This is a genomic window from Yoonia sp., from assembly GCF_046292185.1.
Taxonomy (GTDB): Bacteria; Pseudomonadota; Alphaproteobacteria; order Rhodobacterales; family Rhodobacteraceae; genus Yoonia.
Genome location: NZ_JBKBQY010000003.1, coordinates 20986 through 47906, shown reverse-complemented (window position 1 = coordinate 47906; position 26921 = coordinate 20986). Strand labels below are relative to the sequence as shown.

General features: G+C 60.8%; 24 protein-coding genes and 1 riboswitch. Of the genes, 4 read left to right on the top strand and 20 right to left on the bottom strand.

All coding sequences use genetic code 11. From position 1 onward, the window contains the following. Positions 1 to 33: 33 nt before the first annotated feature. The 9 genes from atzF to ACK4TM_RS01295 all read right to left on the bottom strand — a co-directional run bounded on the left by atzF (position 34) and on the right by ACK4TM_RS01295 (position 11293). Positions 34 to 1809 carry an allophanate hydrolase gene (atzF, locus tag ACK4TM_RS01335; RefSeq protein ID WP_409695543.1) on the bottom strand — a complete coding sequence of 592 codons (1776 nt, stop codon included), beginning with the start codon at positions 1807 to 1809 and terminating at the stop codon, positions 34 to 36. After that, positions 1809 to 5315: a 5-oxoprolinase/urea amidolyase family protein gene (locus tag ACK4TM_RS01330; protein WP_409695540.1), complete on the bottom strand. Its 3507-nt coding sequence runs from the start codon at positions 5313 to 5315 to the stop codon at positions 1809 to 1811. Before ACK4TM_RS01330 ends, atzF begins: the two co-directional genes overlap by 1 nt. 3 nt (positions 5316 to 5318) lie before the next feature. Next, positions 5319 to 5915, bottom strand: coding sequence for an urea amidolyase associated protein UAAP2 (locus ACK4TM_RS01325; RefSeq protein ID WP_409695538.1), 597 nt, complete (start codon positions 5913 to 5915; stop codon positions 5319 to 5321). Continuing rightward, entirely contained in the window at positions 5915 to 6721 is an 807-nt protein-coding gene (locus ACK4TM_RS01320; RefSeq protein ID WP_409695535.1) for an urea amidolyase associated protein UAAP1, read from the bottom strand. The genes ACK4TM_RS01325 and ACK4TM_RS01320 overlap by 1 nt, the downstream gene beginning before the upstream one ends. After that, positions 6722 to 7546, bottom strand: coding sequence for an ABC transporter ATP-binding protein (locus tag ACK4TM_RS01315; RefSeq protein WP_409695532.1), 825 nt, complete (start codon positions 7544 to 7546; stop codon positions 6722 to 6724). It abuts the gene before it with no gap. Then, entirely contained in the window at positions 7543 to 8361 is an 819-nt protein-coding gene (locus tag ACK4TM_RS01310; RefSeq protein ID WP_409695528.1) for an ABC transporter permease, read from the bottom strand. The genes ACK4TM_RS01315 and ACK4TM_RS01310 overlap by 4 nt, the downstream gene beginning before the upstream one ends. A gap of 12 nt (positions 8362 to 8373) precedes the next feature. Further along, positions 8374 to 9447, bottom strand: a complete 1074-nt coding sequence (locus tag ACK4TM_RS01305) for a putative urea ABC transporter substrate-binding protein (RefSeq protein WP_409695525.1) — start codon at positions 9445 to 9447, stop codon at positions 8374 to 8376. 66 nt (positions 9448 to 9513) lie between these two features. After that, positions 9514 to 9622, bottom strand: a riboswitch (guanidine-I (ykkC/yxkD leader). A 403-nt stretch (positions 9623 to 10025) separates the two neighbouring features. Then, positions 10026 to 10856, bottom strand: coding sequence for an NAD(P)H-binding protein (locus tag ACK4TM_RS01300; protein ID WP_409695522.1), 831 nt, complete (start codon positions 10854 to 10856; stop codon positions 10026 to 10028). Then, positions 10853 to 11293: a nuclear transport factor 2 family protein gene (locus tag ACK4TM_RS01295; protein ID WP_409695520.1), complete on the bottom strand. Its 441-nt coding sequence runs from the start codon at positions 11291 to 11293 to the stop codon at positions 10853 to 10855. The genes ACK4TM_RS01300 and ACK4TM_RS01295 overlap by 4 nt, the downstream gene beginning before the upstream one ends. A 17-nt stretch (positions 11294 to 11310) precedes the next feature. Here ACK4TM_RS01295 and ACK4TM_RS01290 point away from each other — a divergent pair, with 17 nt between their 5' ends. Further along, entirely contained in the window at positions 11311 to 12000 is a 690-nt protein-coding gene (locus ACK4TM_RS01290; RefSeq protein ID WP_409695517.1) for a TetR-like C-terminal domain-containing protein, read from the top strand. Here the strand turns inward: ACK4TM_RS01290 and ACK4TM_RS01285 are convergent. The 4 genes from ACK4TM_RS01285 to ACK4TM_RS01270 are packed head-to-tail and all read right to left on the bottom strand — an operon-like array spanning position 11989 to position 14977. After that, on the bottom strand, positions 11989 to 12471 hold the full coding sequence (locus tag ACK4TM_RS01285; RefSeq protein ID WP_409695514.1) for a hypothetical protein: 483 nt from the start codon (positions 12469 to 12471) through the stop codon (positions 11989 to 11991). The genes ACK4TM_RS01290 and ACK4TM_RS01285 overlap by 12 nt on opposite strands. Before the next feature lie 57 nt (positions 12472 to 12528). After that, complete coding sequence (locus ACK4TM_RS01280) at positions 12529 to 13992, bottom strand: carotenoid oxygenase family protein (protein ID WP_409695511.1); 1464 nt, start codon at positions 13990 to 13992, stop codon at positions 12529 to 12531. Then, on the bottom strand, positions 13989 to 14408 hold the full coding sequence (locus ACK4TM_RS01275; protein WP_409695508.1) for a DUF6220 domain-containing protein: 420 nt from the start codon (positions 14406 to 14408) through the stop codon (positions 13989 to 13991). The genes ACK4TM_RS01280 and ACK4TM_RS01275 overlap by 4 nt, the downstream gene beginning before the upstream one ends. Before the next feature lie 2 nt (positions 14409 to 14410). After that, positions 14411 to 14977 carry an NAD(P)H-dependent oxidoreductase gene (locus ACK4TM_RS01270; RefSeq protein WP_409695505.1) on the bottom strand — a complete coding sequence of 189 codons (567 nt, stop codon included), beginning with the start codon at positions 14975 to 14977 and terminating at the stop codon, positions 14411 to 14413. A gap of 89 nt (positions 14978 to 15066) precedes the next feature. On the opposite strand from ACK4TM_RS01270, the gene ACK4TM_RS01265 reads away from it, so the two are divergent. Then, a complete protein-coding gene (locus ACK4TM_RS01265) occupies positions 15067 to 15954 on the top strand; it encodes a LysR family transcriptional regulator (protein WP_409695502.1) in 888 nt (295 codons plus the stop codon). A gap of 256 nt (positions 15955 to 16210) precedes the next feature. On the opposite strand, the gene ACK4TM_RS01260 is transcribed toward ACK4TM_RS01265, so the two are convergent. Beyond that, positions 16211 to 17086, bottom strand: a complete 876-nt coding sequence (locus ACK4TM_RS01260) for a LysR family transcriptional regulator (protein ID WP_409695499.1) — start codon at positions 17084 to 17086, stop codon at positions 16211 to 16213. Between the two features lie 155 nt (positions 17087 to 17241). Between ACK4TM_RS01260 and ACK4TM_RS01255 the strand changes: the two genes are divergently transcribed. Further along, the gene (locus ACK4TM_RS01255) at positions 17242 to 17934 is read left to right on the top strand and encodes a glutathione S-transferase family protein (RefSeq protein ID WP_409695496.1); all 693 of its coding nucleotides are present in this window, start codon (positions 17242 to 17244) and stop codon (positions 17932 to 17934) included. A gap of 531 nt (positions 17935 to 18465) precedes the next feature. Here the strand turns inward: ACK4TM_RS01255 and ACK4TM_RS01250 are convergent. From ACK4TM_RS01250 to ACK4TM_RS01235, 4 genes are all read right to left on the bottom strand, one after another. Beyond that, positions 18466 to 20139 carry an ABC transporter permease gene (locus ACK4TM_RS01250; RefSeq protein WP_409695494.1) on the bottom strand — a complete coding sequence of 558 codons (1674 nt, stop codon included), beginning with the start codon at positions 20137 to 20139 and terminating at the stop codon, positions 18466 to 18468. A 13-nt stretch (positions 20140 to 20152) separates the two neighbouring features. Next, positions 20153 to 20872: a glycine betaine ABC transporter substrate-binding protein gene (locus tag ACK4TM_RS01245; RefSeq protein WP_409695491.1), complete on the bottom strand. Its 720-nt coding sequence runs from the start codon at positions 20870 to 20872 to the stop codon at positions 20153 to 20155. A 417-nt stretch (positions 20873 to 21289) separates the two neighbouring features. Then, complete coding sequence (locus tag ACK4TM_RS01240) at positions 21290 to 22213, bottom strand: DMT family transporter (RefSeq protein ID WP_409695488.1); 924 nt, start codon at positions 22211 to 22213, stop codon at positions 21290 to 21292. 244 nt (positions 22214 to 22457) lie between these two features. Then, a complete protein-coding gene (locus ACK4TM_RS01235) occupies positions 22458 to 23603 on the bottom strand; it encodes an aromatic ring-hydroxylating oxygenase subunit alpha (RefSeq protein ID WP_409695485.1) in 1146 nt (381 codons plus the stop codon). A gap of 459 nt (positions 23604 to 24062) precedes the next feature. Here ACK4TM_RS01235 and ACK4TM_RS01230 point away from each other — a divergent pair, with 459 nt between their 5' ends. After that, positions 24063 to 24140 (top strand): hypothetical protein, encoded by a 78-nt coding sequence (locus tag ACK4TM_RS01230; RefSeq protein ID WP_409695616.1) that lies wholly within the window; start codon positions 24063 to 24065, stop codon positions 24138 to 24140. Between the two features lie 114 nt (positions 24141 to 24254). On the opposite strand, the gene ACK4TM_RS01225 is transcribed toward ACK4TM_RS01230, so the two are convergent. Both ACK4TM_RS01225 and ACK4TM_RS01220 read right to left on the bottom strand, forming a co-directional pair. Next, a complete protein-coding gene (locus tag ACK4TM_RS01225; RefSeq protein WP_409695482.1) occupies positions 24255 to 25823 on the bottom strand; it encodes a rhodanese-like domain-containing protein in 1569 nt (522 codons plus the stop codon). Then, positions 25820 to 26746 carry an alpha/beta fold hydrolase gene (locus ACK4TM_RS01220; protein ID WP_409695479.1) on the bottom strand — a complete coding sequence of 309 codons (927 nt, stop codon included), beginning with the start codon at positions 26744 to 26746 and terminating at the stop codon, positions 25820 to 25822. The genes ACK4TM_RS01225 and ACK4TM_RS01220 overlap by 4 nt, the downstream gene beginning before the upstream one ends. Between the last annotated feature and the right edge of the window lie 175 nt (positions 26747 to 26921).

The following is a 26921-nucleotide window of genomic DNA, read 5'->3' as shown; positions in this document are numbered from 1 at the left end:
GCCTCCGGAGGGGATATTTGGACTCGAACGATGTCAGAGGCTTGCGGTATAGGCGCGCCAGCCGCCGAAATCGGTGATGTCCTTGGCGGTCTCGAGCGCCTGAGGTTCGCACAGGAAACCTGACACGGTACTGCCATCCGCCAGCGTCAGCTTGCCGATGCCCAAGGGGGCGGGGATGGCGGTGACGAAGCGGCCAAAGGCGGCATCCGGCAGCGCCCAGATTTCCACCTTGATCGCGGCGCCATCCGCCGCGCGGACCAGCCCCGGTTTGGGTGGCACGGTGCCGTCGAGCGCGTAGAGCCTGTAGGCTGGTTCTGTCGTCGTCTCGCGCAGGAACCGCCCGCCCGCATCGGTCAGCTGGTGATTGAGCGGCATCCCCGTCAGGTGCGCACCAACCACGGCGATCGGGATCATGCCTTTTGGGATGGCGGTTGTGTCGAGCGGAGGGACCTGCGCCTTGATATCGCGACCCATGCCGCAGGCGGCGGATTGGTGCAAGGCGGCGGCGAAAGGCGCAAGGCCGTCGTCGCTGAAGGCGGGGCCGATCAAGGTGACTCCACCGGGCAAACCAGCCGCCGCGATCCCCGCAGGCACGGCGATTGCGGCATAGCCCAGAAGGTTCGCGAAATTGGTATAACGCCCGAAGTGGCTGTTCTTGGTGACCGGATCGGCCAGCATGTCGGCGACGGTGTAGATCGTGGGCGATGTCGGCAGCAACAGAAGATCGACTGCATCCCAGACAGTGGCGACCTGCGCGCGCAGAGCCTCCAGCAGGTAGCGTCCGTTGAAAGCATCGACCGCACTATAGCGACCAGCGGCGCCAATGATCCCGCCCACGGTAGGGTCGAAATCGGCGGCATTGGTGGCGTAGAAGTCCTGCACCGCTGCCAGCCGTTCCGCGACCCAAGGGCCGTCGTAAAGCAGCGCCGCCGCTTCGCGGAATGGCGCGTAGTCGAAGGGCACAATGGTCGCGCCCAGCGCCTCGGCCAGTGCGATGGCGGCGTCGTAGAGCGCCTCAAACCCCGCATTACCATAGAATTCGCGCTCTGCCGCTGCCAGCACCCCGATGCGCGGTTTGGGCCGGATACCGACAGGCTGCGCGGCCCGCGTAAACCCGTCACCCGCATCGACGCCCTCCATCACGGCGCGCACGGCGATGCCATCGCCCACGCAACCGGCAAAGACCGTCACGACATCGACGCTGCGGCAGGCGGGCACGACGCCGGTGTTGGGTACAAGACCCGGTGTGGGTTTGATCCCCACAAGGTTGTTGAAGGCTGCAGGCACGCGGCCTGATCCGGCCGTATCGGTGCCCAGACCGAAGGTCGCGAGGCCCGATGCCACCGCCACAGCCGACCCCGAGGACGACCCGCCAGAGACGTAATCCGCGTTGAACACCGACCGCGGGGCACCGTGGGGCGAGCGTGTGCCGTTCAGCCCTGTAGCGAATTGGTCGAGGTTGGTCTTGCCCACCAGCAAGGCCCCTGCCGCGCGCAGCCGCGCGATCACGGTGGCATCAGCCTTGGGATCATAGGCATAGGCCGGGCAGCCCGCCGTGGTCGGCAAGCCCGCCACGTCGATATTGTCCTTGGCCACATAGGGGATACCCCACAGCGGCAGATCGCGCGGGCCTGCCATCAGATCGCGGGCTGCGGCGCACAAGGCGTCGTCCGTCACTGGCAGAATGAAGATTGCAGGGTCGCTGGCGGTATGACGGCGCCTGATGATCTCCTCTGCCAGATCAAGCGGGGTGGCGCCGTTGGCATAGGCGATGCGGACAGACTCTATCGTAAGGATTTCGGGGAACATCAGTCAGTCTCCAGTATTGCTATCACTTGGCCTGCGCGCAGGGTTTTGCCCGGGGCGGCGACGCATTCGCGCAAGATTCCCGCCGCAGGGGCCAGCACGCGGATTTCCATTTTCATCGATTCCACGATGGCCACCGTATCACCCGCCGCCACATGGTCACCGATGGCGGCGGCGTATTTCCACAGGTTGCCGGGGATGCTGCTTTCCACACCCACATGCCCTGCCGCGATGTCGGAGGCGACGGGTTCCGGCCCGCCATCCTCGCTGACGAAACTGTCAAGGCCAAGAGCCATCCAGCGGGCGCGTTCCGCTTCGAATGCAGCTTGCTGGCGGGTTTTGAAGGCGGTGATACTGCCCGCTGCGGCGGCCTGCCGCGCCTTGTGGTCGGCCCAGCGGAAGGTCGTCTCCTCAATCTTCACCTCATAACCGCCGTGGGGGAAGGCCGCGCGCGCCTCGGTCAGTTCCGTGTGCGAGACGGGGAAGAAGCGGATCTGGTCGAAGAAGCGGAGCAGCCACGGCTGGTCGGCAAAGGCCGCTGTGCGCCGCCAAGTGTTCCAAATCTGGATCGTGCGCCCGAAAAGCTGGTATCCGCCCGGCCCTTCCATCCCGTAGATGCACATATAGGCCCCGCCGATGCCCACGGCGTTTTCGGGCGTCCAAGTGCGGGCGGGGTTGTATTTGGTGGTCACCAGCCGGTGGCGCGGATCAATCGGCGTGGCGACAGGTGCGCCGAGGTAGACATCGCCCAGTCCCAGCACGAGGTAGCTCGCGTCATGGACGATTTTATGCACGGCATCCTCATCCGGCAGTCCGTTGATCCGGCGAATGAAGTCGATATTCGACGGACACCACGGCGCATCTGGGCGCACGAGGTCCTGATAGCGGGTCATCGCCAGTACGGCATCCGGATCGTTCCACGACAGCGGCAGATGCACGATGCGCGATGGCACTGAGACGTCATCTGCGGCGGGCAAGGCGCGTTCGATTTCGGCCAAGGCGTCCAGCAGTTTAGAGCGCTTCAGCTTGGTGCTGTCATAATGGATTTGCAGCGACCTGATACCCGGCGTCACGTCGATCAGCGGCAGGCCGGCGTCCTGTACCGCCTGCATCAGCAGATGCACACGCAGCCGCAGTTCAATGTCCAAGGTCATGTCGCCGTATTCGACCAGCAGGTTGTCGTCGCCCTGACGGCGATAAACCACGGGCACAGGTCCGTCAGGGTCACCCCCCAAAACCGGCGATCCGGCACCGATCACGGCAGGCCCCGCGACAGGATCAGCGGCGCGTGTGGCAGGGATGAACCGCACCCGATCGCCGGGGCGCAGCTGGCCCATTTTCCACAGATCGTCCTTAGCAATCACGGCAGGGCAGGCGAAACCGCCAAGGCTCGGCCCGTCGGGGCCAAGGATGATCGGCATATCTCCGGTGAAATCAATCGCGCCCACCGCATAGGCGTTGTCATGCAGGTTGGAGGGGTGCAACCCCGCCTCTCCCCCATCGGCGCGCGCCCATTTCGGGGCGGGGCCGGTCAGGCGGACACCTGTGCGGTCGGAATTGAAATGTACCTCATAGGCGGTGGCAAAGAGGGTGGCGATATCGCCATCCTGAAAGAAATCGGGCGCGCCATGCGGTCCATAGATCACCGCGATCTCCCAGTCCTGCGTCAGATCGGCAGGCTCGGGCAGTTGCGGCGCACCGACAGGCCCATGGGCCAGCCCCAGCACATCGCCGGTGCGCAGGGTGCCGGTGGCATGGCCGCCGAATTGCCCCAGCGCGAAACAGGCGCGCGACCCCAGAACCTCGGGCGCCGCAAACCCACCCGCGATAGCGAGATAGGCGCGCTGGCCTGCGCCGGTGACCGCGCCAATTGCCAGTACGCTGCCCGCAGGCACATCGACCACCGGACCGACAGGCACACCGTTCAGGTGCATCGCCATCTGCGCACCGGCCAGGGCCACGCGCGCGGCACTGGCAAAGCGCAGGGTCGGCCCGTTGACGGTGAATTCCAGAGCGGCGGTATCGGGATGATTGCCCAGCGCGCAGTTGGCATTGCGAAAGGACCGCGCATCCATCGGGCCGGAGGGCGGCACGCCGACATGCCAGAGGCCCAGACGGCCGGGCAGTTCCTGAAGGCTCGATTGTGCGCCGGGGGCCAACACCTCGATCACCTGCGGATCGAAGGTGAAGGTGTTGAGCGCGGTCGTGGTGACCAGCCCGGAAGCGAGCAAATCCGAGCCCGCAATCGCACGCAGATAGCGCAGGTTGGTTTCCACCCCGCCAATGCGCGTGGCGTCCAGGGCCTGTTGCAGCGCACTGATCGCGGCATCGCGGGTTTCGCCATGCACGATGATCTTGGCCAGCATCGGGTCATAGAACGGGGTGACATCGCTGCCCGTCTCGATCCAACTGTCGATACGGGCATTGGCGGGGAATGTGACCTCGGTCAGACGCCCTGCCGCAGGGCGGAAATTCGCATGGGGGATTTCGGCGTAAAGGCGGGCTTCTATCGCCGCCCCCTGTGGGGGTGGTGCCGTTTCCGGCAGTACCAGATCACCCGCCGCCTGCCGGACCATCCAGTCGACCAGATCGATGCCGCAGACAGCCTCGGTCACCGGATGTTCGACCTGCAGGCGCGTGTTCACCTCGAGGAAAAAGAAATCCTGCCGCATGGGGTCGTAGATGAATTCGACCGTTCCGGCAGAGGCGTAGGCCACAGAGGCACACAGATCGACCGCCGCCTTGTGGAGCGCGCTGCGCACGGCGTCGTTCAGACCGGGGGCTGGCGTTTCCTCGATGACTTTCTGGTTGCGGCGTTGCAGCGAGCAATCGCGTTCGCCCAAGGCCAGCACGCGGCCTTTGCCGTCGCCGAACACCTGCACCTCGACATGGCGGGCCTGTGCGATAAAACGTTCCAGAAAAACGCGCGCGTCTCCGAAACTGGCCGCGGCGGTGCGCTGCACGGCGGCAAAAGCATCGCGCAGGGCGTCCTCGTCCGCACAAAACTGCATCCCGATGCCGCCGCCGCCAGCAGTGCTTTTGAGCATGACCGGATAGCCGATATCGCCTGCCGCCAGCACGGCAGCATCCACATCCGGCAACAGATCGGTGCCAGGCAACAGCGGCACGCCTGCCTTGCGCGCCAGATCGCGGGCGGTATGTTTCGCGCCGAAATCGCGCAGATGCGCGGGGTCAGGCCCGATGAAGGTGATCCCTTCCGCCGCCAGCCGTTCGGCAAATCCTACGGTTTCGGACAAAAACCCATAGCCCGGATGCACCGCCTGCGCGCCGGTTTGCCGGCAAGCGGCGATCACCGCATCCACATCCAGATAGCTTTGCGCGGCAGCTGCAGGCCCGAGCCTGATCGCCTCATCCGCCAGACGCACATGACGCGCGAAACGGTCGGCATCGGACCAGACCGCAACACTCGCAATCCCGATCCGCCGCAGGGTCGCGATGACACGCACGGCAATTTCGCCGCGATTGGCGACCAGAACTTTGTCAAACATGGCTCAACCCCTGATGATGACGCGGCAGGGCGTCGGATCGAAACCGTTGCAGGGGTTGTTGATCTGCGGACAGTTGGAAATCACGCAAAGCACGTCCATTTCCGCGACCAGTTCCAGATGGTCGCCGGGCGCAGAGATGCCGTCATCCACCGTCATCGCCCCATTGGGGCTGATCGGCACGTTCATGAAAAAATTGAGGTTCGGGACGATGTCGCGCTTGGTCATGCCGTGGCGGGCCAGCTCGATGATGAAATTCTCGCGGCAGGCATGCTGGAACCGCGTGTTGTGACCGAACCGCACGGTGTTGCTTTCGCAGGAACAACAGCCGGCAGAGGTATCATGCCGTCCTGCGCTATCGGCGGTCACCCGCAGCATCACGCGGCCAAGGTTGGACATGATCGCCGTGCCGGTAGTGACATAGGCGGCCCCTTGGGCGCGCAACGTGTCTTGGCTGGAATAGCGCTCGGCATGGTCATGGGCGTTGTAGAACAGCGTGTCGATGGCCTGCTGGCCATAGGTATCCTCGATCCGCAGGGTCTGTCCCTTGCGGATGATGCCGGACCAAGGGGCGCGGGCGGGGATGTCGTGGACCGTTTCCATCACAGCGTTCCTTGCAGGCGGGCGTTGTTTTCAAAGCCGCGCCGCGCCTCGGCTGTAGCGGTGCGGCACAGGTCGTCGGCGGCGATGGGCTGCGCGGGCAGGCCAATCACTGACAAATCGGGCGGCACCTTTGCCGCTGCGGGGTCAAGCGGGTGGCGGCAATTCGACAAGGCGATGCACAGGTCCATTTCCGCGCGCAGATCGACCCAGTCGCCCGCCGCCAGCATCGCGGGCCGCCACGTGAACCGCCCTTCGGCATCGACACGGACGGGGGCGAAAAGGTTCAGCACGGCGGGAATATCGCGCCTATCCAGCCCTAGCTTGGCCGCCGCCAGCAGCATGTTGTCGCGCGTGTTGCGCGCGGCATCCCCTGTGTAATCCGCCACGCTTTCGGGGGTGGACCCGCCCGTCAGCACGTCATGCGCGCCACTGCTATCCTCAACCAAGGAGAGTATCACGCGGCCCATGTCCGAGAAAATGACGCGCCCCTTGGTCAGGTCGGTGGTCCATTGCAGTTTCACCGTATCAGGCAGGCAGAGCCGTTCGGTCGTATCGGGCAAGGCCCAAGCGGCGAGCGAAACAGTCGACGCTCCACCGGGGACAAGGCGCAGCACCTCGCCCGCTTTCAGATGCAGCGTGGTGTACCAGCCCCCCGGCACGGTTTCCATCAGGCGGGCGTTCGAAGCAACAGGCGCAGGGCGCGGGCTGGGCTGGGGCAGGGTTTTCGCCTCCATCCCCTCGCGCTGAAAATCAAGGTAGCGCTGGCGGTCAGCGGCGATCTGGTCGGTGGTGCGGCGGATATGCATCTAGTGCCTTTCAATGCTGTCGGGTCGTCCCGCGATCATCAGGTCCAGCGCGGGGTCGTCCCGCAGCGCCGGATTGTCGTAAATCGTGCCACCCCCCGCCACACGCGGCGGCCAGACGGCGATGTCCTTGCCGATCTGCGCACCATAGCGGGCGATCTCCTCGGGCCGTGTGCGGGTGCGTTCGAGTGCTACAATCCGCGTGCCGAGGGTGAACGCCTCGCGCAGATCGTGCGTGACCATCACTACCGTCATCGGCAGAGCGTGCCAAAGCCGCTGCATCAGCGCGTGGATATCGGCGCGGATACCCGGATCAAGCGCGCCGAAAGGTTCATCCAGCAACAGGACACGTGGGTGCATCATCAGCGCCTGCGCGAGGGCAAGGCGTTGCTGCATACCGCCAGACAGTTGGGCGGGATACTTGCCCTCTGCCCCTGCCAGCCCGACATCCGCGATCATCGCGCGGGCGCTGTCCTGCAGAGCGCGTTTGGGCGCGCCGGTCAGTCTGCCCCAGATACACGATCCGGCCATTTCCGGCCCCAGCATCACATTGCCCAGCACGGTCAGATGCGGGAACACCGAATAGCGTTGATAGACGACGCCCCTGTCCGGCCCCGGTTCACGCGGCAGAGGTTCACCGTCTAGCAGGATCGTGCCGCGTGTGGGTTGTTCCTGCCCTAGAAGCAGGCGCAAAAGCGTGGTCTTGCCACAGCCTGACGCGCCGACAAGGGCGACAAAAGACCGAGGCGCGATCTCGATGCTGATATTCTCCAGCACGATCTGGTCGCCGTATTCCTTCCACAGGTTGGTGATGGTCAGGGCGCTCATTTGCCGCCCTCCATGTCGGACCACGGGAACAGCCAGCGGCGCAGACGGTCCAGCCCGTAATCGGCTATTGCCGCCAGAAAGGTGATCCATGCGACATAGGGAAAGATGATGTCCATCGACAGATAGCGCCGCACCAGAAAGATGCGGTAGCCAAGGCCGCTGTCGGATGAAATCGCCTCTGCCGCGATCAGGAACAGGAAAGCCGCCCCCAGTTGCAAACGCAGGCTGACGATCAGGCGCGGCAGCACCTGCGGCAACACCACACGCCAGACGACCAGCCAGCTGTTGGCGGACAGGGTTTCGGCCTTGACGATCTGTTCGCGCGGCAAATCCAGCACGCGCTGCGCCATGTCGCGGATCATCAAGGGGGCGATCCCGATCACGATCAGCGCGATCTTGGAAACCTCGCCCAGACCCAGCACGATGAACAGCACGGGCAGCAAAGCCAAAGGCGGCACCATCGCAACGAACCCCACGAACGGCCCCAGTAGCGCGCGCATTGCGGGAAAGATGCCGATCGCCACACCGACGACCAGCGCCAGCGCCGTGGAAATCCCCAGCCCCGCACCCAGCCGCCGCAGGCTCGCCGCCGTATCGGCCCAGAGCAGGTATTCCCCCGTGCGCCGGTCAGGTGTGAAAGCCATCAGATCAATTGCCGTCGCCATGCTCGACAAGGCCGGCAGGAGCTTATCCGCCGGATTGTCGGCCAGCCGCGCCGCCGACCCCGCCAGATAGGCGACGATCAGTAGCGCGAAAGGTGCCAGCTTGAGCGCCAGAAGCGCCGGCGGCGACAGCCGTTGATTGATCAGACGCATCGTCGCAGCTCTTTACAGCGCGCCGTCGGCGGCCATCTGCATGTATTCCGTGGTAAAGCGGAACTTGATGTTGTCGGGATCACCCAGCAACACACCGCCCGGCAATTCGATGCCCACAGCATCATCGGATGTCGCGGTCGGCGTAAGCAGCCCTTTGTCGAACAGAAAGGCGCGGACAAGGTTCATCGTCTCGGCCAGATCGGCAGAGGCGGTGAACGCAACCGCCGCTGCCGGATCGGCGAACAATTCGGTCGCGGCCATCTGTGCCTCGAACCCCGCCTGATCGGTGCCGGATGCCGCCCCCATCGCCGCGCGCGCCTCGGCCCCTTCGGGGGTATCAGCGGTCATCAGGGTGACGGTTTCATACCAGATACCGGCCAGCGCCTTTCCGAAATCGGGGTTCGCTTCCAGCACATCGGTATTGGCGACCATCAGGTCGATAATCTCGCCGGGGATCATGGCGCTGTCGAAAACCTGCACAGCATCGGGCAGCATCGCGATTTCAGCGACCATCGGATTCCAAGTCACCATCGCGGTCACATCCGCGGTCTGGAACGCGCCGACCATGTCGGGATCGGCGGTGTTGATGACGCTCACATCCCTTTCGGACAGACCAACGGAATCGAGGGCGCGCGCCAGCAGGTAATGCGAGACCGAGAATTCCACTAGATTGACAGGCCGTCCCACGATATCCGTGATGCTCTCGCCATCCTTGAGGAACACGGCGTCATTGCCCGCCGAAAAATCGCCGACGATGACAGCAGTCGTATCGACGCCCCCCGCCGCAGGGATCGACAGCGCATCCATGTTCGTCACCGTTACGGCGTCATAAGCCCCTGCGGTGTACTGGTTAATCGATTCCACGTAATCGTTGAACTGGGTCACGTTGATCGTGATGCCATATTTGTCGGCCCAGTGGTCGACGATGCCGGTATCCTCGGCATAGCCCCAGGGCATCCAGCCGACATAGATCGACCATGCGACGTTGAATTCGGTCTTTTCCTGCGCGGTGACAGGCGCCGCGAAAAAGCTGGCTCCGATGATGGCCAGCAATGGCAGCATTCTGGTTTTCAATGATGACGTCATGACAATCCCTTTCGGTGTGAATGGATTGGTCGCGCGACATCGACGCCAATCCCTTGGCTGTTCGAGGTCTCCCGGGCTTTTATCCCGCCGTGTGCCTGAAGGATTTGTCTGCCCTTTAGGTGCCGCTCTTGGTCCAAGCGCATGTCGCCATGCCGGAACCCTAGCGGCCTTACTCTGTTTTAACCTTCAGGCAGCCAGACGGCGCAGAACAACTGTACCGCAAGCCGGCAAGGCGTACTTGCATCGCAATGCTAAAAGTTTGCGCAACCTGCGCTGCGATGCACGTGTTTTAATCTAAAGACGTCCGAGATCAGCGGGGGTTCGCTGCAAACTCTGAGGGGAAGGTTTCATGTCGAATATACCCAGTAAACGACGCAGTGGACGAGGGACGGCTTATGGCTCAGGCGGCTATATTGCGACGCAGCGGCTTGCACGCATTTTGCGCTATGTGAGTGTCAGCTTCCGTAGACGCCGTCTTGCGAGATCGCGACCGCAGCGAAATTCCGGTTTGCCGCCCTGTCTGCCGAAACAGGGCGAACGGCCCTTACCGGAAACGCGCCGCTTGAGTCGCGTATTCCTCAGTCCCACATCACTTTGCACTCGGTGGCGAAAGCCTGGAAAGACCGAGGTGGTCTGCCGGTCAGATCCAACACGCCGGTCGTCGTCCGATCTTCGGCACCGTCGCGGATGACCAGATCAAGCTGGACGAGGGCGTCGGCATATCCCGGCGGCATGCCAAGAGCGTTCAGGCGAGCCGACAAGGCCTCCGGTTCCAGTGCGACATGGCGTATCTTCCGGCCAGCCGATCCCGAGACGACCGCCGCAATGTCGTCGTAGCTCAGAGCTTCGGGTCCAGTGAGGATGGCGTCCGCATTCATCGCGATATCGGCCGTCAAGGCCGCCACGGCGGCTGCGGCAATATCGTCCGCGTCGATGAACCCGACCCGCCCGCTGCCCGTGGCGCTATAGATCGCGCCCTCCTTGCGGATGGTGTCGCCATGCGCCCCTTCGGTGAAATTCTGCATGAACCACGAAGGCCGCAGAACAGCCCATTCTTCAGCATGTCCGGCTAGCCAGGCGTGGACCTCGCCCATCAACGGGCCACCCGGCTCGAAGAGCGAGGAACTGAGGAGCACAAAGCGCCGCACGCCGCGCGCCATTGCCTGTTCCAGCATTGGCTGCATTACCGCCAGATGATCTGTGCGGTCAGTCGGTGCAACAAGCCATGCGGCGGTGCAGCCATCGAAGGCTTCGACACTGGACAAGTCATCCCAGCCAAAACGCCGGTGCTGCGGCTCATGCGGGGAACGCGTGCCAATGCGGGCGTCGATGCCCGCTGCCGCAAGGCGGGCGACGACACGGCGGCCGGTCTTGCCGGTACCGCCGGTGACGAGGACGGGGCCAATCATGATCCGGCCCCGCCGAAAGTAGCGTTTGCGGCATCGGCGCCGCCCAATGCCGCAAGCACGACCAGCGGATTCCAGTAATCGCGGTACCGCGCAATGCGACCGTCGCGCAGTGTGATGACCGAGACATAGATCTGGTCATAGGGTAAACCCGTTTGCACGCCTCGGCCCTTGCAGGAGAACTCGGCAATCACGGTGTCTCCGGATGGATAAACGGCGTGCAGCTCCATCTCGCCAAGCGAAAGTAACGGGCCGAGCTTCGCCAGATGGCCGGTGAGCGCGTCGCGCCCTTCAAACTTGGTGGGGAGTCCTTCGGGGGCAAACGGAAATTCAAAGACAATGTCGTCGGTGAACATGCCCGGCAGATCGTCCGCAGGGACAAGCCCTGGGCCAAGTGCCGCGCGCAGCAGGCCAGAGAAGGTGTCGAACTTGTCAGTCATGGCAAAACCTCTTACGGTTGGAACGCTATCGTATCGTCCATATGGGAGAGCTTTGGTTGAAACGCAACCGTTCCGACGAAAAAACACGCCGCAAGCCTAGCGGTGCTGCCGTGCCCCGCGCGGATCTGACCGAGGCGCTTTTCCGGGCATTCTTTCAGGATTGGGCCGAACACGGTTTCGCTGCCATCAGCCTTGAACGGGTTGCAGCGAGGGCTGGTGCCGGCAAGGCGGCGATCTACCGCCGCTTCGCCTCGCGCCAGGCCTTTGCTGCGGCGGTTGTTTCTACTTTCGGTCTGGAGATTGCGGTCGCCGCGGATCACGGTGATCTCGAAGCCGATGTTCTGGCGTTTCTCACCCGGCTGCGCGCAGTGCTGCGCCATCCCCTGATCCGCCGTATCCTGCCGGATCTTCACGCCGAGGCGGCACGCTCGCCCGACATGCGCCGGCTCAACACCCAAGTCGCCGAAGCCAGACGCGCGCAGGGAACCCCCATTCTCGACCGGGCCATTGCGCGGGGAGAACTGCGGGAGAGCATAGACAGAGAACTTGCGCTCGATCTCATTCCCGCTTCGCTGTATTGGCGCATGGTGGTGATCGGTCGCACGCCGACGCGGGCGCAGCTTGCACGCGAGGCCGCAATGATTGTCGCGGCTCTGCAGCATTTGGGGTCTGAAGCCGGAGGGAGCAGGCCCCCTTTACTGCGCTGACCTCGCAAACCACGGACGCCAACCTTGGGCGAGAACGTAGGCAAGCAACGTAAGTGCAACCAGAGTGCCGTCGATCATCACGACGGCTGTCGGATTATCCGACGGCATCGGCCCGGAAACGGTTCCGATAAACCCGATATTCATCAGCGTGACCCCGGCCTTGTGCAACAGGATCAGCTCCCACAAGCCCGGCATGCGCCGTGGCCAGATCGCGAGAAGCGCGAAGAGACCGGCAAACACCGCAAAGCCCAGCATTTGCCACGTGCCGACAATCAGCCGGTCGGGAGGGAGCGTTCCGAACTCTGCTGCCGCATTGGCAAAAGCACCCAGGGTTGCGACCGACAACGCGATCATCAGATAGCGTGCGGCTTTGTCCCGCGCCGCTGGAATGGGATCGGCTGCATATCGGGCAGCCATTTGGTTTTCAATCAACATGGTATCTCCTTGTTTGGTTTGCGCCTGTATATCCAAGTGAATGAATTTATAGGTAAAAGTGGCGGCGAGCCTGCGCAGACCTACGCTGCCAAATCAGATTGCCAGATCGTCGATCCAGCTGCCGTGGACGCCCGCCGGCACCCAGATCGGCAGTTCGATTGCGGCGACCGGGCCCGCCTCGATCCTCGTGGCGTCAAGTATCCACAGTTCGGCTGCATCGCTCCGAAGGTCGCTCACATAAGTCAGCAGCCAGCCATGGTCCTCTGCCGTCCCCGCCGGATCGGCGACAAAGCAGGGCTCGCCCGCCATGACGCCATCAGGCAGGGTTAGCAGCGCGCGCCCGCCGGTCCGGACATCATATTTCACAATGCCGCAGCCCCGCTGACCCGCACCGGGGAAAGAGCAGGCATAGACATGGCGACTTTCGCGGCCGGTATGCGCAAGGTTGATCGTCGGGAACTCCACTGTCAGATCGTCCAGCAAGGCCACCGTTGCAGTGCCCGCCTTCGGATCGATCCGCCATTGCCCCCGCACGCACCCATCCGCTGGTGGCGCACCATGCGACGCGACGCCGTTGATAAAGTCGAGCGCTTGGTCCCACGCCGACCGGTCGAAGTATGGCCCCTCGACGATGATCTTGCCATCGGCATCTTCCCAGGCATTGGCGAAGTGCAGCGCGTAGAAGGAGGGTACGTCGATCCAGCGCACGCCGCCCTTGCTGCGGTCGCGCGGCATGACACCGATACGCGCGGGGTAGCTCTCGTTCCATGTGTAAGGAAACGGCTGGTCGACACCAAGATCGAGCACAGCTGAAGGATCAAACCACACGACGAAATTCTCGGTAATCGCAAAGTCATGGATGATCGAGGCAACCGGCCCTTCGATCACCTCGCTGTGGATCAGCGCACCCTTGGCATCAGCGACGTGATAGGTCAGATGCGGGGCCAGTGGCGAGTTGCCGAAGAAGAGCATCTCACCCGTCCGGGGGCAGATCTTCGGATGCGCCGTCATCATCGTGGTCAGCGCACCGCCGAAATCATATGCCCCAAGTGTGTCCAGTTCAGGCGTGATCTCGAACGGCAGGTTCACTTCCTGCAAGGCAAGGATCCGACCCGCATGGGCAATCACGCTGGTCCCGGCGGCGCTGGCGGTCAGGTCGATGGTGCCCTGATCGTTGAAGAGCGGCTTGCCCTCCAGCAGGGCCGGGGTTTTGACCCAGCGGTTGCGGTACCATTCCGCCCGTCCGCCGGAGATGCGCAGACCATGGACCATGCCCGACCCATAGAACCACGCGCCCGGATTGATCCCTTCCTGCGGATTATGCCCGTTGCGGAAGTAACGCCCTGACAGCACCGGCGGGATCGCCCCGCGGATGGGTAGGTCGAATGCGGTCGTCTCGCTGTTCACCGGGCGGAAATGACCGGAGAGAAACGAGGGTACGGATTCCGATCCGCCTGGCCCTCCGGCGAGTGCTGCGAACGTGGACATTGACGTGGCGACGGCACTGGCGGCAAGGCCGCTGGCCATGCGCAGAATATCGCGGCGTGTGCGGGTCATGACAGGATCCTTTCGGGCAGGGGTTGGGCGCGGCGGCGTTCGACCTTGGCGAGCAGAAAAAGGCTGGCCGTCAAAAGCAGCGCACCGTTCATTGGGTGGAGGGACAAAGGCAACGGATTGCTCCCAGCGGCGAGCACGATCTGGGTCACGTAAAGCAGACAAATCAGTCCGGCCCACCAGTCGAAGCCGCGCAGCCGGTGGATCAGGACGGCACCTGCAAGCAGGGCAAGGACAGGAACCGACAGCGCCCCTCCGATTGCCCCGTGCAATCCCCATAGCGTCTGATCGCGGAACAAGGCGCTGCCAGCGCTCAGGAACTGCGCGAGCAGGCCAAGGGGGAGTACGCGGGCCGAAAGGGTGAACCAGACCGGAGTGCCCCGCGCGAGATCGGTGAAGGTGTCATGTGATTTTTCCATGCTCAGGCCGCCCGACGGTCGTACGCTGCGATCCAGCGGGTCAAGGTTGCGGAATAGTCAGCGCCAGCCGACTCAAACTGAGCATCCGAGAGTTTCATGGCACCATACAGCACGAATGGCTCGGCCCATATGAGCCCGCAGCGGTGCGCCATCGCCCGCAGCGGTATGAACAGATCATCCATCGAAAAGCCGTTGCTGCCTTCGGGGCGGTAGGCTTCGGGGACATTGCCAGCCGTGGCCGTGATCATCAGCGGCGTACCGGCGAGCCGACGCCCCTCATCCTCGAAATGCATGTAGAACATCCGCGTCAGTACGGCGTTCTGCCATGCCTTCAGCAGCGGCGGCGCGGAGTACCATTGCACCGGGAACTGCAGCACGATCCGGTCGGCGGCCAGCAGCCGTGCCGCCTCTGCCGCGCCGTCGCGGGCCATGTCGATCCCGTCCGGATAGGTCGCCTGCATGTCGATCACCTCGACACCGGGAAGCGTGTTGGCGGCTTTTGCCAGAGCGGCATTGGCCCGGGATTGGCTGAGGTTGGGATGGAAGATCAATATCAAGGTGCGGGTCATGGTCATCTCCTGCGTTGCGATACGAGGCAGGATGGGGGAACTAAACAAATCACTCCAATCGATTAATGATCTGATCTATTATCCATCTCATGAATTTACGTGGCCTTGATCTTAACCTTTTGGTGATTCTCGACGCGCTTCTGGACGAAGCGCATGTCAGCCGCGCCGCTGACCGGCTGAACCTGTCGCAACCCGCAGCATCCGCCGCCTTGCAGCGTTGCCGTCACCTGTTCCGGGATGAGCTTCTGGAACGGGGACGCGGAACGATGCGGCTGACGCCTAAGGCGGAAGCCCTGCGCGCGCCGCTGAAATCGCTGCTGGCGGGGATAGGCGACCTTGTCGATCCCGAGGAACCATCTCTCTCAGACCTGCGTCAGACGCTGCGCATCTCAATGGCCGATTATCCGGCGATACTGATAACCGGCCCGCTGCAACGCGCCCTGCAAAGCTCTGCGCCGGGGATCGACCTTATCATCCAGCCCTGGCACGGTGCCGAGGCCGCGGCATCCGCGCTGATCGCCGGAACTACCGACATTGCGATCTCGGTCTTTTCCGGCGCGGATGACGATATACACCAACAGGATTTGCTGACCGAGCATTATGTCCTTGCTCTACGCGCCGGCCATCCGGCAGTCGAGGGGTTCGATCTCGACCGCTGGCTTGCGTTTCCGCATATTCTGGTGTCGGGAAAGGGCGAGGCGCGCAGTCCGCTGGACACCGATCTCGCCCGGATTGGCCGCACCCGGCGGATCGGGCTGGTTCTGCCGAGTTTTGGCTTGGTGCCGCCCCTTTTGCACGGGTCAGACATGATCGCGATGCTGCCGTCGCGCATCGTCGCCGACCGGCAGGACCTGATCAGTCTGCCTGTCCCGATCGCCGCAGCGGGCTTCTCGCTGCAGCTTGGCTGGCACCGCCGCAGGACCAAAGACGCAGGCCTGCGGCATGTGGCGGATCTATTGGCGCAGCTCTTAAGATAGGTTTGCCCCTTGTCCGGCTTTCTTGGCGGTAGCGTCCCTGTGGCCGAAGTTGAAGCCACCATGCGCCATAGTGAATTGGACGGCCCTCACGAGACATCCGTTGGTCCGATGGATGCAGCAGCGCAACTTTCGCATTCCTGCTGTCCGTCCATTTCGCAGCATGTTCGATGAGCGTATGGCGGCAAAGCGGACAAATTCTGACCTCCGGCGGGTGTCTGCTGTGCAGATCAAGCGCCATTCACAAACGCTTTTTATTTCAAATGTCCCGGAGGCCGCGTCCGAGCGCGTCGAATACCGTGCGGCACACAGCTGTGGCACGCAGATCCTCATGCATCACGAGCCACATGCCGGAAGTCGCCGAGATTTCTGGCATCACACGGATCAGGCAGGGTGTGCGCCTTGCAAGCGGCACGTGACAGGGGCCGATGCCGTAGCCTTCCTTAATGGCAGCATATTGGGCAATATTGCTGTCCGTGCGAAGCGCAAAGGCCGCGCGGTTCAGAGCCGGATATCGTTGCGCGAGGGCAAGCGCCGTTGCAGTCTGAGTATCGAAACCGATGAGATCGCGTTCCAGCAGATCTGCCATAGTTTCCGGAGTTCCTTTCCGGGCAAGGTAGTCGCTGTGCGCGTAAAGACCGACCTCGACATCCCGCAGACGCCGGGTCACCAGTGACAGCTGCTTTGGTTCCGCCATGCGGATCGCAATGTCCGCTTGTCTTTGCAGCAAATCCTCGACGGAATGTGACAGGCTCAGATCGATTTCGATTGCCGGATGCGCGCGGCGGATGGATGCCAAGATCGGGGGCAGATACTCGGTCCCGACGATCTCGGTGGCGCTGAGCCGAACCGTACCCGCGACTTCGCTGGTCTGCGAAACAACCCGCCTGATGGCCGCAGAACCTGCCGCGAGGGTCTCGACATGGGGTCGTAAGCGTTCCGCCGTTTCGGTCGGGGACATGCCGCGATGCGTGCGCAGAAACAGCTTTGTCCCGAGGGCCGCTTCCAGCTGATCGATATGCCGGGACACGCTGGGTTGGGTCATTCCAAGCAGACGACCCGCTGCGGAAAGCGAGCCGTTTTCCAGCACGGCGGCAAAGGTCCGATACAAGGTCCAGTCAGGATCTGAGTTCATCTATTTGCGTATAGCGCTTATAAAAATTTCTACAATTTATCTGTAGGCGAAAGTCGCTCAGGTCTAATGACACCCAGAAGACGAGACTGGATCCCGACAATTGAACCGTGCCGGCTGCTGTGTAACTCGGTACCAATCCAAACAAGGAACACGAGATGAAGCTGTATCAAGTGGCCTGGGCCCTCTACCCGCGCCGTATCGCCGTCTATCTTGAGGAAAAGGGGATCGCCGGCATCGAAATGATCAATTTCGATGTCATGAAGGTCTGGCCGGACCCTGTGGTGAAAGAGCTCAGCCCGATAGGCACCCTGCCGATACTCGACATCGGGACGGGCCAGTTGATCCGGACCTCGACCGCAATTCTCGGCTACTTGGAAGACCGGTTCCCGACCCCGGACATGATCGGAGCAACGCCGGAAATCCGAGCGAAAACACGCGAGCTGATGGAGGTTGCAGACGAGGTGAATACGCAGCTCGTTCTCTGGGCAAAAAATGCAAGCCCGCTCTTTGCGCGGAACGGCGGTCAGGATATGAACGCGGCAACGCTTGCCGCCAATGCATATCATGACCGGCTGGCGTTGATGGAACGGTTGCTTGGTGAAGCAGAAGGTCCTTTCGTATCAGGCTCCCGGATTAGCGTTGTGGACTGTGTCCTGATGGCAAGCCTTCAATTCGCCCAAGAGGTCTATTCGGTGCCGATCCCAGATTTCTGTCCAAAGCTGCTCGAATGGCACGACAACTTTTCAAAGCGACCGAGTGCAAAACCTCCCACTTATCCTGAGCCCGTACTCGAACTGTCGCGAAGGCTGCCATCTTTCTGTCCTTCATCCGTTGTGCCACCCTCATAAACGCGATGTGACACGGATGGCGATCTGTTTGTGCGCCTGACAATGCACCCTGCCAGAACTCTGCGGTCCGATGCTGGACTCTACCTTTTCAATAATTCAGTGGTGTCATCTAGGTTGGCCCCACGAAATTTTTCCTACGTAGCCATCCGCTGCTCTGTTTATCTCTAATCTTCGGTGGGCGGGACAAGACGATGATGTAGGATATCCTCCTGAACGAAAAACTGCGGTGCTGAAGCAGATGCATCCGCCGACCGACATGGCCATTCGGCAGTTATCGCAAGAGGAAGTGATTTCCGAGTCGACGCGGCACAAGTTGCGCGCGAAAGCGCGCGGCAAGGGGTTCTGCGTGACTTTCCGGCATGGCAAAGCGATGCACGGGTCTGACGTCACTTGAATGTCGGCTCCCACCTGAACGGCATGTCTGGCCCGCACACGCGGCGAAAGTCCGGAATCCGCCCCCAGGACGGTGCCCGTCTGGCCGTCCGTCTCGGCCGAAAGGAGGCATTCTTCCCACTAGCAATGAATGTCCGGTTACCCAGAAAATGCGCTGCTGCCCTGCCGCGCCAACCACAGGTTAACGACCAGCAGAGTGCCAGAGGTGATGGTGATCGCAATAACGCTCATCGCCATGCCTGTCTGGACTGAACCCTGCTCGAATTGTGAAAACACAAATGTGCCGACGGTGCGCAGGCCGGCAGGCGCAAGCATGATCGAAGCGACCAGTTCGCGCGAAGCGATGGCAAAAACCAACATCATCGCGGCAATCAGTGACGGCGCCATCAGCGGCAGGATGATATGGCGCAGGGCCTGCATCTGATCTGCACCGGCCACGCGCGCGGCATCATCCAGCGAGCCGGATATCTGGCGCAGGCGCGCCACGGCATAGCGGATCGGGTAGGGCAGCAGGATGCCGATATAGGCGATCAGCAAAATCCCCGCAGTGCCATAAAGCGTTACCGGCAGATAAGGCGAATTCCACACCAGAATGATCCCTACCGCCAGCACGATGGCCGGAATGGCATTGGGCAGCACCGAAAGCCCGTCCATCACCACACGCCCCCGACCGGTCCCGCGCACGACGATATAGGCAACCAGCCCGCCAATGACGGCCGTGGCAAATGCGGTTACGACCGCCAGCCAACCGCTGGTCAGCAGGGCCTGACCTGCGTTGCTGCCCGCGCGAAAGATCGGTTCGTAATGGCGGGTGTCGAAGTTTGACCAGCGCAGGCCGCCCGATATCGTGCCCATTATGGATGTCACACCGATGGCCGCGAGCGGAATCACGACGCCGATCAGGGCGACCAGCGTGAACAGGCCCAGCACGGGCCAGCGCCACCGCCCCAGATCGGCCTTGTCGAGATCCGACGGTTTTCCGGTTTGGCTGATATAGGACCGGCGCGTGGCGATCCAGTTTTGCAAAGTGTAGGCTGCCAGCACCATTGCCATCAGGATCACCGACCCAAGTGCCGCACCGGACAGATCAATCGGCCAGTCTGACAGGCGTGTGTAGATGCCCGTCACCAACACCTCGAACCCTGTGCGCGATGCAAGGGCGGCGGGGGTGCCGAATTCCTCGATCGACATGGCGAAAACGATCAGCAGGCTGGCGGCAATCGCGGGGATCGACAAGGGCAGGGTGATCAGGAAAAACGCCTGCAACGGTCGCGCCCCATGCACCCGCGCGGCAGAGGCAAAGCGGCCCCCCACCATTTCCAACGCACGTGACACGGCGAAATAGACCAGCGGAAACAGGTTGAGCGTCATCACAAAGGCGACGCCGGTAAAGCTGAACAGGAAACTGCCCAGATCGAACCCCATGAGCTGGAACAGATAGCCACGCGGCTGCAAGGTCATCATCCACGCAATCGCGGCAATGAACGGCGGGATCAGAAATGGGATTAGAAACAAGACATCCCAGATACGTGCGCCGGGAATTCTGAACAAGCCGCGCAGCACCCCGATAGGCAGGCCAAAGATCAGACAGCCCAGCATGACCGAGAACGCCAGCGCAAGCGTGTTGCGTGCCTGCGTCAGCAGGCGGTCGTTGTCGGTCAGAATCGTAAGGCTGGCGAAAGCATTGGAAAATGACCCGCGCGCGAATTGCGGAAAAACGGCTTGCAGCAAGATGAACAGCACCGGCAGGCCGACAAGGACCAGCAGGGCCACCGCCGCCAAAGTGGTCAGGACAGATTGCGCGCGCAGCATGAAAGGGGGGTCCTTACTGAATGCAAACGGCCCCGAACGCAGGCAGCTCGACCCAGTTCAGCTCAATTTCGTTGAACAGCCAATGCGGGGACCAGAACATCGCCACCGCAGGGCTTTTCTTCAGTGTCGCGGCCTTCAGTTCTGACACCAACGCTCCTTCGCTTCCGGCTGAGATAGGTCGGAAATCCAGTTCTAGCCCGTTGATGATGCGGATGCTGTGCTGGCCCCAATCTGAAGGGTAGTCAAGGATGCGCCCATCCGGCAGCGTGTCCGCCGAGGCCAAGGCTTGAATGCACTCTGCTTCGAGTAATCCCCGCCAGTCAGGTAGGCCCGGACAAAACTCAGTCATATGCGCAGGGTAGACCCAACCCTCTTTCGCCTCTAGCCCGAGTGACCCGATTTCAACGACATTGCCGGTTTCACGCGCCTTTGGCCAGGTCTCGCCGATGTTGCTGAGCCAGATTTCAAGCGCAACATCAAGCGAGCCATCGCTGAGGGCCGTAAACTGAGGCACGTAGCCAGCAGTGACATATTCGACATTGTAACCCATTCTTTGAAGGATGTTTCCGGCTACTTTTGTGGTAATGTGCTGGCCGGTCCATTCGTTTATGGAAAGCTTGATGCGGTCTGAGCTTTCCGGCAGGTCGTCGGCGCTTGCTGCAAATGCAACGCAGCTCAGCGAAACTGAGAGTGCGATCCTGGTCGCGGCGATCCAATTATCTGTGTTTATCATTTTCTTTCCCCGTTTTGTTTTTTTGAAATTATTCGCTTCTTGCTCTGGCGATTAAAATTATTAATGTACAAACCGTGGGGAGGGGGTCAAACTATCATTTATTGTCCTCATGTATAAGCTCTGGTTATGCATCTTCGTTTTCATGAAGCATTGTTGATCTGGGTTCAGGTCGTGCTGTTGCGCCAAAAGAAACGTCGCGACCGGCCTTGTCCCTTGGTCGTAGAACGCGCTCAAAAACCGGGAAACAGCCAGCCACACTTGCCAGTGATGCGTTGCTGCGAGGCCAAAAAGCTCGGAGCATGGAGCGACGCCGCAAATGTCGCTAGATCCACGACTGGAACGCCAGACCGAAGGCATCTCAAGTGAAAGTGACATCGCGCAAAGCTGGCAAGTCTATCGACGATGTGGGGCAATGATCTATGAATATTCGCAATTATCCGCGGGGCGCGGGGTTGAAGGCGAAGCAGCCAGCATCAGGCCCGCAACAATGACGAGCACGGTGCCCAGCAACATCAGAACCCCATAGGGTTCGCCCGCAAACAATGCTGCCGAAACTGCGCCAGCGACTACCTCTATCATCATAAATACCCCGAGCCGTGTCGGGTCCAGATAACGCGCTGCCCACAGGAACCCGGTGAGAGCGACGGCCCACCACCCGACCCCGATAATGATGATGGCTGGAATACCGGTGGAAAAGTCGATTGCGTTCCCGGTCTCTAGGCTCGGGCCCGGCAGAAGGCAGGCCAACAGCACTGCGGTCAAAAGTGCGCCGCCGCTGAAGATGAAATTGCTGCTGTAGGAGTCGAGACGCGAGTAGTTGTAGATGCCCGTGCTCGCGATCGACCACAGAATACCACCCCCCAAGCCGAGCCAATCTCCAATCTGACTCGGCAACGGAATCCCAGTGTTGTCGCCCTTGAGAACCAGGAATACCCCTAACATCCCTAATGACACCACCGCATAGCGTGTCAGCGACGTCGCCTGCTTGAACCATAGACGCGCGATCAGAACGCTCCATACCGGAGTCAGGTAGTACAGGACCACCACCACCATGACATTCCCATACAGCAGACCCGCCGCATATAGGGCAAAGGACGCCCCGCCGAGTCCGTTGGATATGAGCGCGTAACGGTTGGATGAATAAAGGGACGCCCGGTAGCGCCAAGCGGCGGGCGCCAGAACCACGCAGGCGACCATCACGACATACACGGTTCCCCAGACGCCGGCGCCAGTCGATGCTTCAACATAGCGGGCCGGTATCCAATACAAACCCCACATAACAGGGACGAGGAGCGCGACAGAGTGCGCCGTAATCAAATGGCGTGGGGACAACTCGTTCATTCGCAGCGCTCTCTAGGCGCTATTGCTGCCAAACCGTATCTATTGGTCTCGCAAACGAATGTGCGGCTCTCCTGGCAATGTCGTCCCGAGGTGAAAATCACGGCTGCCCCGATCATCGCAATTCATTCCTTACTGCTATAGAGCGCGATGTCGTGTGATCAGCGCTCTCATGACTGACGCAGGGTGAATGGTTCGTGACCAACACCGGCGCTGCAGCCGGTGTTGGTCACTATCGGACCAGTTATCAGGTTCCGATTTTAAGTCCCAGAGCATCGACCACCAGTTTCTGGAAATGATGGACCGGTGCCTCGGTCACCTGGACACGATCACCCCCTACGACGAAACGCCCTTGGTTGTATCCAATGGACTTCAGCCCCTTCTGAACGTTCTCGCAGATGGGGATATCTTCCGCAAACTGGAGGGTGTCGCGCTGGAACCTGATGGTTCCTTCCAGTTCTTCGCTGACGGTGCCGTCCTTGGTGAACCAGTCGTGGCGCTCGTAGGACGTCGTGGGCGTGAGCGGGTCGACGCGCATTACAGAGAGTTGCTCCTCGCCCGGATATACCCAGATCGTCAGATTGGGCCACAGGAACCAGCCACCGTAGCCGTCAATGTCATTCCCGCTCACCTTGTAGGCCTCACTGTCGCGGGTGGTCCGGGTGGAACAATGGCTGGTGAAAATTCCGTTGGAATAAGGGTTGTAGGCTTCGTCGCCAAAATCGACCAGCACGGAAAAGTCTTTGTGTGCCACGGCGCAGTGATAGCACTCCTGAAAGTTCTCGACCAGAATCTTCCAGTTCGCTTGTGGCTCGTATTCCTGACTGGCGGCATACACGAGATCATCCGCATTCGGTACGTAGCCGCGGATCTCCTTCTCCAGTTCAGGAACCTGCTCACGCAGCGATACGGCTTTGCCGTCCAGGTTGACAAAGAGCATGCCGCAGAATTCTTCCAGCGCGACTTCCTTCAACGAAAACTCGCTCTTGTCAAAGTCCTCGATTGACCCTGTTTCGCGCGCGGCGCGCAGGGTGCCATCAAGGTCATAGGTCCATGCGTGGTAAGGGCAGACAATCATCTGCGCTTTGCCGCAACCTTTCAGCAACTCGTGCCCGCGATGTTGACATACATTGTGAAAAGCCCGAACGCGCTCATCCCGCCCCCTGATGATGATCACATTTTGATCATGAACCAATTCAGTTACGTAGTCTCCTGGCTTCCGCACCCGACTCTTGTGACAGACATAGACCCAACTTTTGTAGAAAATTGCTGCCTTCTCCTGTTCAAAAACGTCTTGGTCGTAAAAATACCGTGCCGGAAGCGTATGTGACTTGCTTGGATCTTCAAGGAACGGCTTGTCCTGGTCTTTCTTATCGATAAGTATTGCAGACATGATCTCACCTCTCAATTGTTTCCGTCTGTGACAGTTCGCGTGGGCTCTACGGGCGTTGATACCGAGAAGGTTTGCCGCACGTGACGTAGCGGCAGTTAATTTCTCTGGTGGACTGCCGCGTTGTACAAAGACCAATCTGCCCGTGTGGCACTCTGGCGACAAGCAATGTTATCCGAGCCTTATGGATAAGCTGTCGTTATGCCAGAAACTCTCCGCTTCCACTCTGAAGGTTGGCAATGACGCGCCGTCGATGGCCCGGCTGATTTCGGTGGCGTCGGCGAAAAGCACCAGTGGAGCAGGCAGATCATCGGCCGCCTGCTGAGCTAACGCCTTCGCGGCGGCGGGGATGGCCACCGCGGCTTTCTCGAACCAGAATTGCAAGCGCGCGATTGGCGGTGAGACCGTCGCCAGCTTCGTAAAGCAGGCCGAGATGACAGAAGCCGGTTCAGAGCGACGGCAATGCCGGAAGAATTCGGCAAGGGGATCATGTCGGCGATTGATTTCAACATGGGAATCAGGTCGCGACCCCGGCCCTAAGATCGCGCGTGTCAGGTTTGAAATGGCGGACAAGTTCCTCGCCTACGCCAATCGGTACTCACCGTACGGTGTGGCCGGCCTTCGGTGCAGCCAGACCTGCCACAGGTGCGAGCATCAGCATTCTGGCCTGATCAGCGTGAATGCGGCCCTTTCCGCAGTGTCGAGCTGTGAAACAAGACCGGTTTCCCATGCAAGATAACGACGGCAGGCGTCAAGGTTGCCGTCATGCCGGTCATGAACAAAGAACAAATGGTCGATTGCATCCTTGTCAGGCGGCCGTGGATGAAATTGCTTTTTTCTCGCACCGGCTTCAACAAGCGCCTTGTGTCCGCCTTCGATCCAATCAACGCGACGTGCGCCGAGGGTGGCAAGCTCCACAGCTGCGATGTTTGCGATATCCCTGTCATCGGCAATGATGATGACGCTACGGTCGTTCAGGGGGCCCAGGATGGCGAGCCGGGGACGGATCGACCAGATTGCAGCTTCAACATGTTCTCGCCTATAGGTCATGGACCCGCGCAAATCGATCAGCAGCGCCCCTGCCTTTATCGCCCGAAGCGCCGTACGCGCATCGACAACGCCCGTTCTTTCCGGCACCGGCCTTGGCATCCGTACGGGGATCGCCCGCAGTGCAGCATCGATCATCACCACGGCGGTTTCATAACCTAGCTGCTTGAGCCAGAATGCTGCCAGCGCGGAACGCAGCCCGCCATCGCAGGCAAGAATAATCCGTGACCGGCGCACCCCTACCCAATGATCGGTCGCTTGGACAAGCTGTCCACCCACCACATTCTGTGCGGCGGGCACTGGATCTTTTTGGCATTCGTCCGCACTTCGCAGATCAAAAAGATAGGTGGTCCGCGCTTTGTCCGCCAGCAATTCTGTGGCGTTCTTTCCGTCGATACGATCAATTTCGTAGAGATCCAGCAGACGTGATGCGCGTTGCTTGCTCAGGGATGTTGCGGCTTCGTCAACGACCGGCAAGGGATCGACGGCGTTACCGCGTTCAAGCGATTTGCCTGCAAGCGCCCACCCCTGTGTCCCGTTCTCAAGTGCGAAGATCGGTCCCTCATGCCCGGACAGGTGCAGACCGATTGCGCCGGTGATGCCCCGGGTCCGTCCGGCGCAAGTCACGACGATAGGCTCATCGTCGTTCAGGGTGCCGAGCCGATGGGCCAGTTCACCATTTGGAACGCAGCGCGCACCCGGCACACGCATTTTTGCGTATTCGTCACCGGGCCGCGTATCAAAAAATGCAAAGCGGTGGTTCCTTGTCTGCCAATTGGAAAGCTCTTCCGCCTGCAACATCTTCGGGTGCCAGATCTGCTCGGCAAGTTCACCCAGCACCTTGGACGGGACGTTGACACCTTTATAGAGCGTGAAACCTGCCGATGCCCAAGCCGCGACACCACCGATAATCACCGAAATATTGACATATCCCAGTCCCATAAGCCGCACAGCGGCGCGTTGCGCGACACCGTCGCCGCCATCCAGCAAAATGATTGGCGTCTCATTTCGCGGCACCAGACTGCCGATACGAAGCTCAAGCCTGCTATAGGGCAGTGGAACAGCGAAAAGAGGATGACCCTCTCCGAATTCACCGGCTTCACGCACGTCCAGGAAGGCGCTTTCACCCTTTCCATGCACTACGTCCCGCGCGTCTGTCGCTGCGATAAGTTTCATTCTGACGGTGCTTTCGGTTCCCGACCTGCGAAAAATTCTTCAAAGGCGGCACTGATGAGGTCGGGACGTTGCTCGGCTGGATAATGGCCCGTCGGCACAGAAAAGCCGCGCAGGTCATCAGCCCAGTCAGCCCAAGCCTCCACCGGCGTGAAGTGCCGTCCGCAATGACTGTTTGATCCCCAGATCACAAGCACGGGGCAGGTGATCCTGCGGTTGCCATAGTCGGCGGTATCCATCGCAAGATCTATGGACACTGTCGCGCGGTAATCTTCGCAAATCGCGTGAATCTGCTCGGGCGTTGTGCAGCGGACATATTCCGCCATCGCCTCTGGCGCGAAGATGGACAGGCCGACGCCTTTCTTGTTCAGTTTATACTGGATGTAATAATCGAGATCTGCACAAAGCAGCGTTTCCGGAAATGGTGCCTTTTGCGCCATGAAGAACCAGTGATAGCTTTCCAGTCCCCATCCCATCGTGACATTGGTCAGGACATGATGTGTCGGTACGATATCAAGTGCAGCGAAACGCACGATCCGGCCTGGCTGGTCAAGCGCCATACGAAAACCGACGCGCGCGCCGCGATCATGCCCGGCAAGTGAGAATTTTTCGAATCCAAGTTGTGTCATCAGGGAGAAATTATCCTCGCCCATCGCCCGGAAACTGTAGGCACCATGGTCGTTGCCGCCATCAGGTTTTGCGCTGTCACCGTAACCGCGCAGGTCGGGGGCGATGATGGTCCATTCCTTTGCAAGCTCTGGCGCGATCTTGTGCCAGCTGACATGGGTCAAAGGATTGCCGTGCAATAGCAAAAGCGGTGGACCTTTACCGCCGATTGCCACATTTATTTCGGCACCCTCCGTCTGAATACGCTGGTAACGGAACCCTGACATGAGATCATGATTTGGTATGTGACGGTCAGTCATAGTGATTCCTATTTGTAGACAAAGTCTGTGATTTTTGCGTTATTGGTAGCATTTTTTTTATATTTGTTTTAATATTAATCCAAATTGTTGACAATCGTCAATGCTTGGGTCAACTCTGGTGACATGATAACCCTCTCCTCGCGCCCTCTGTTTCCATGTGCCGACAATCCAAATC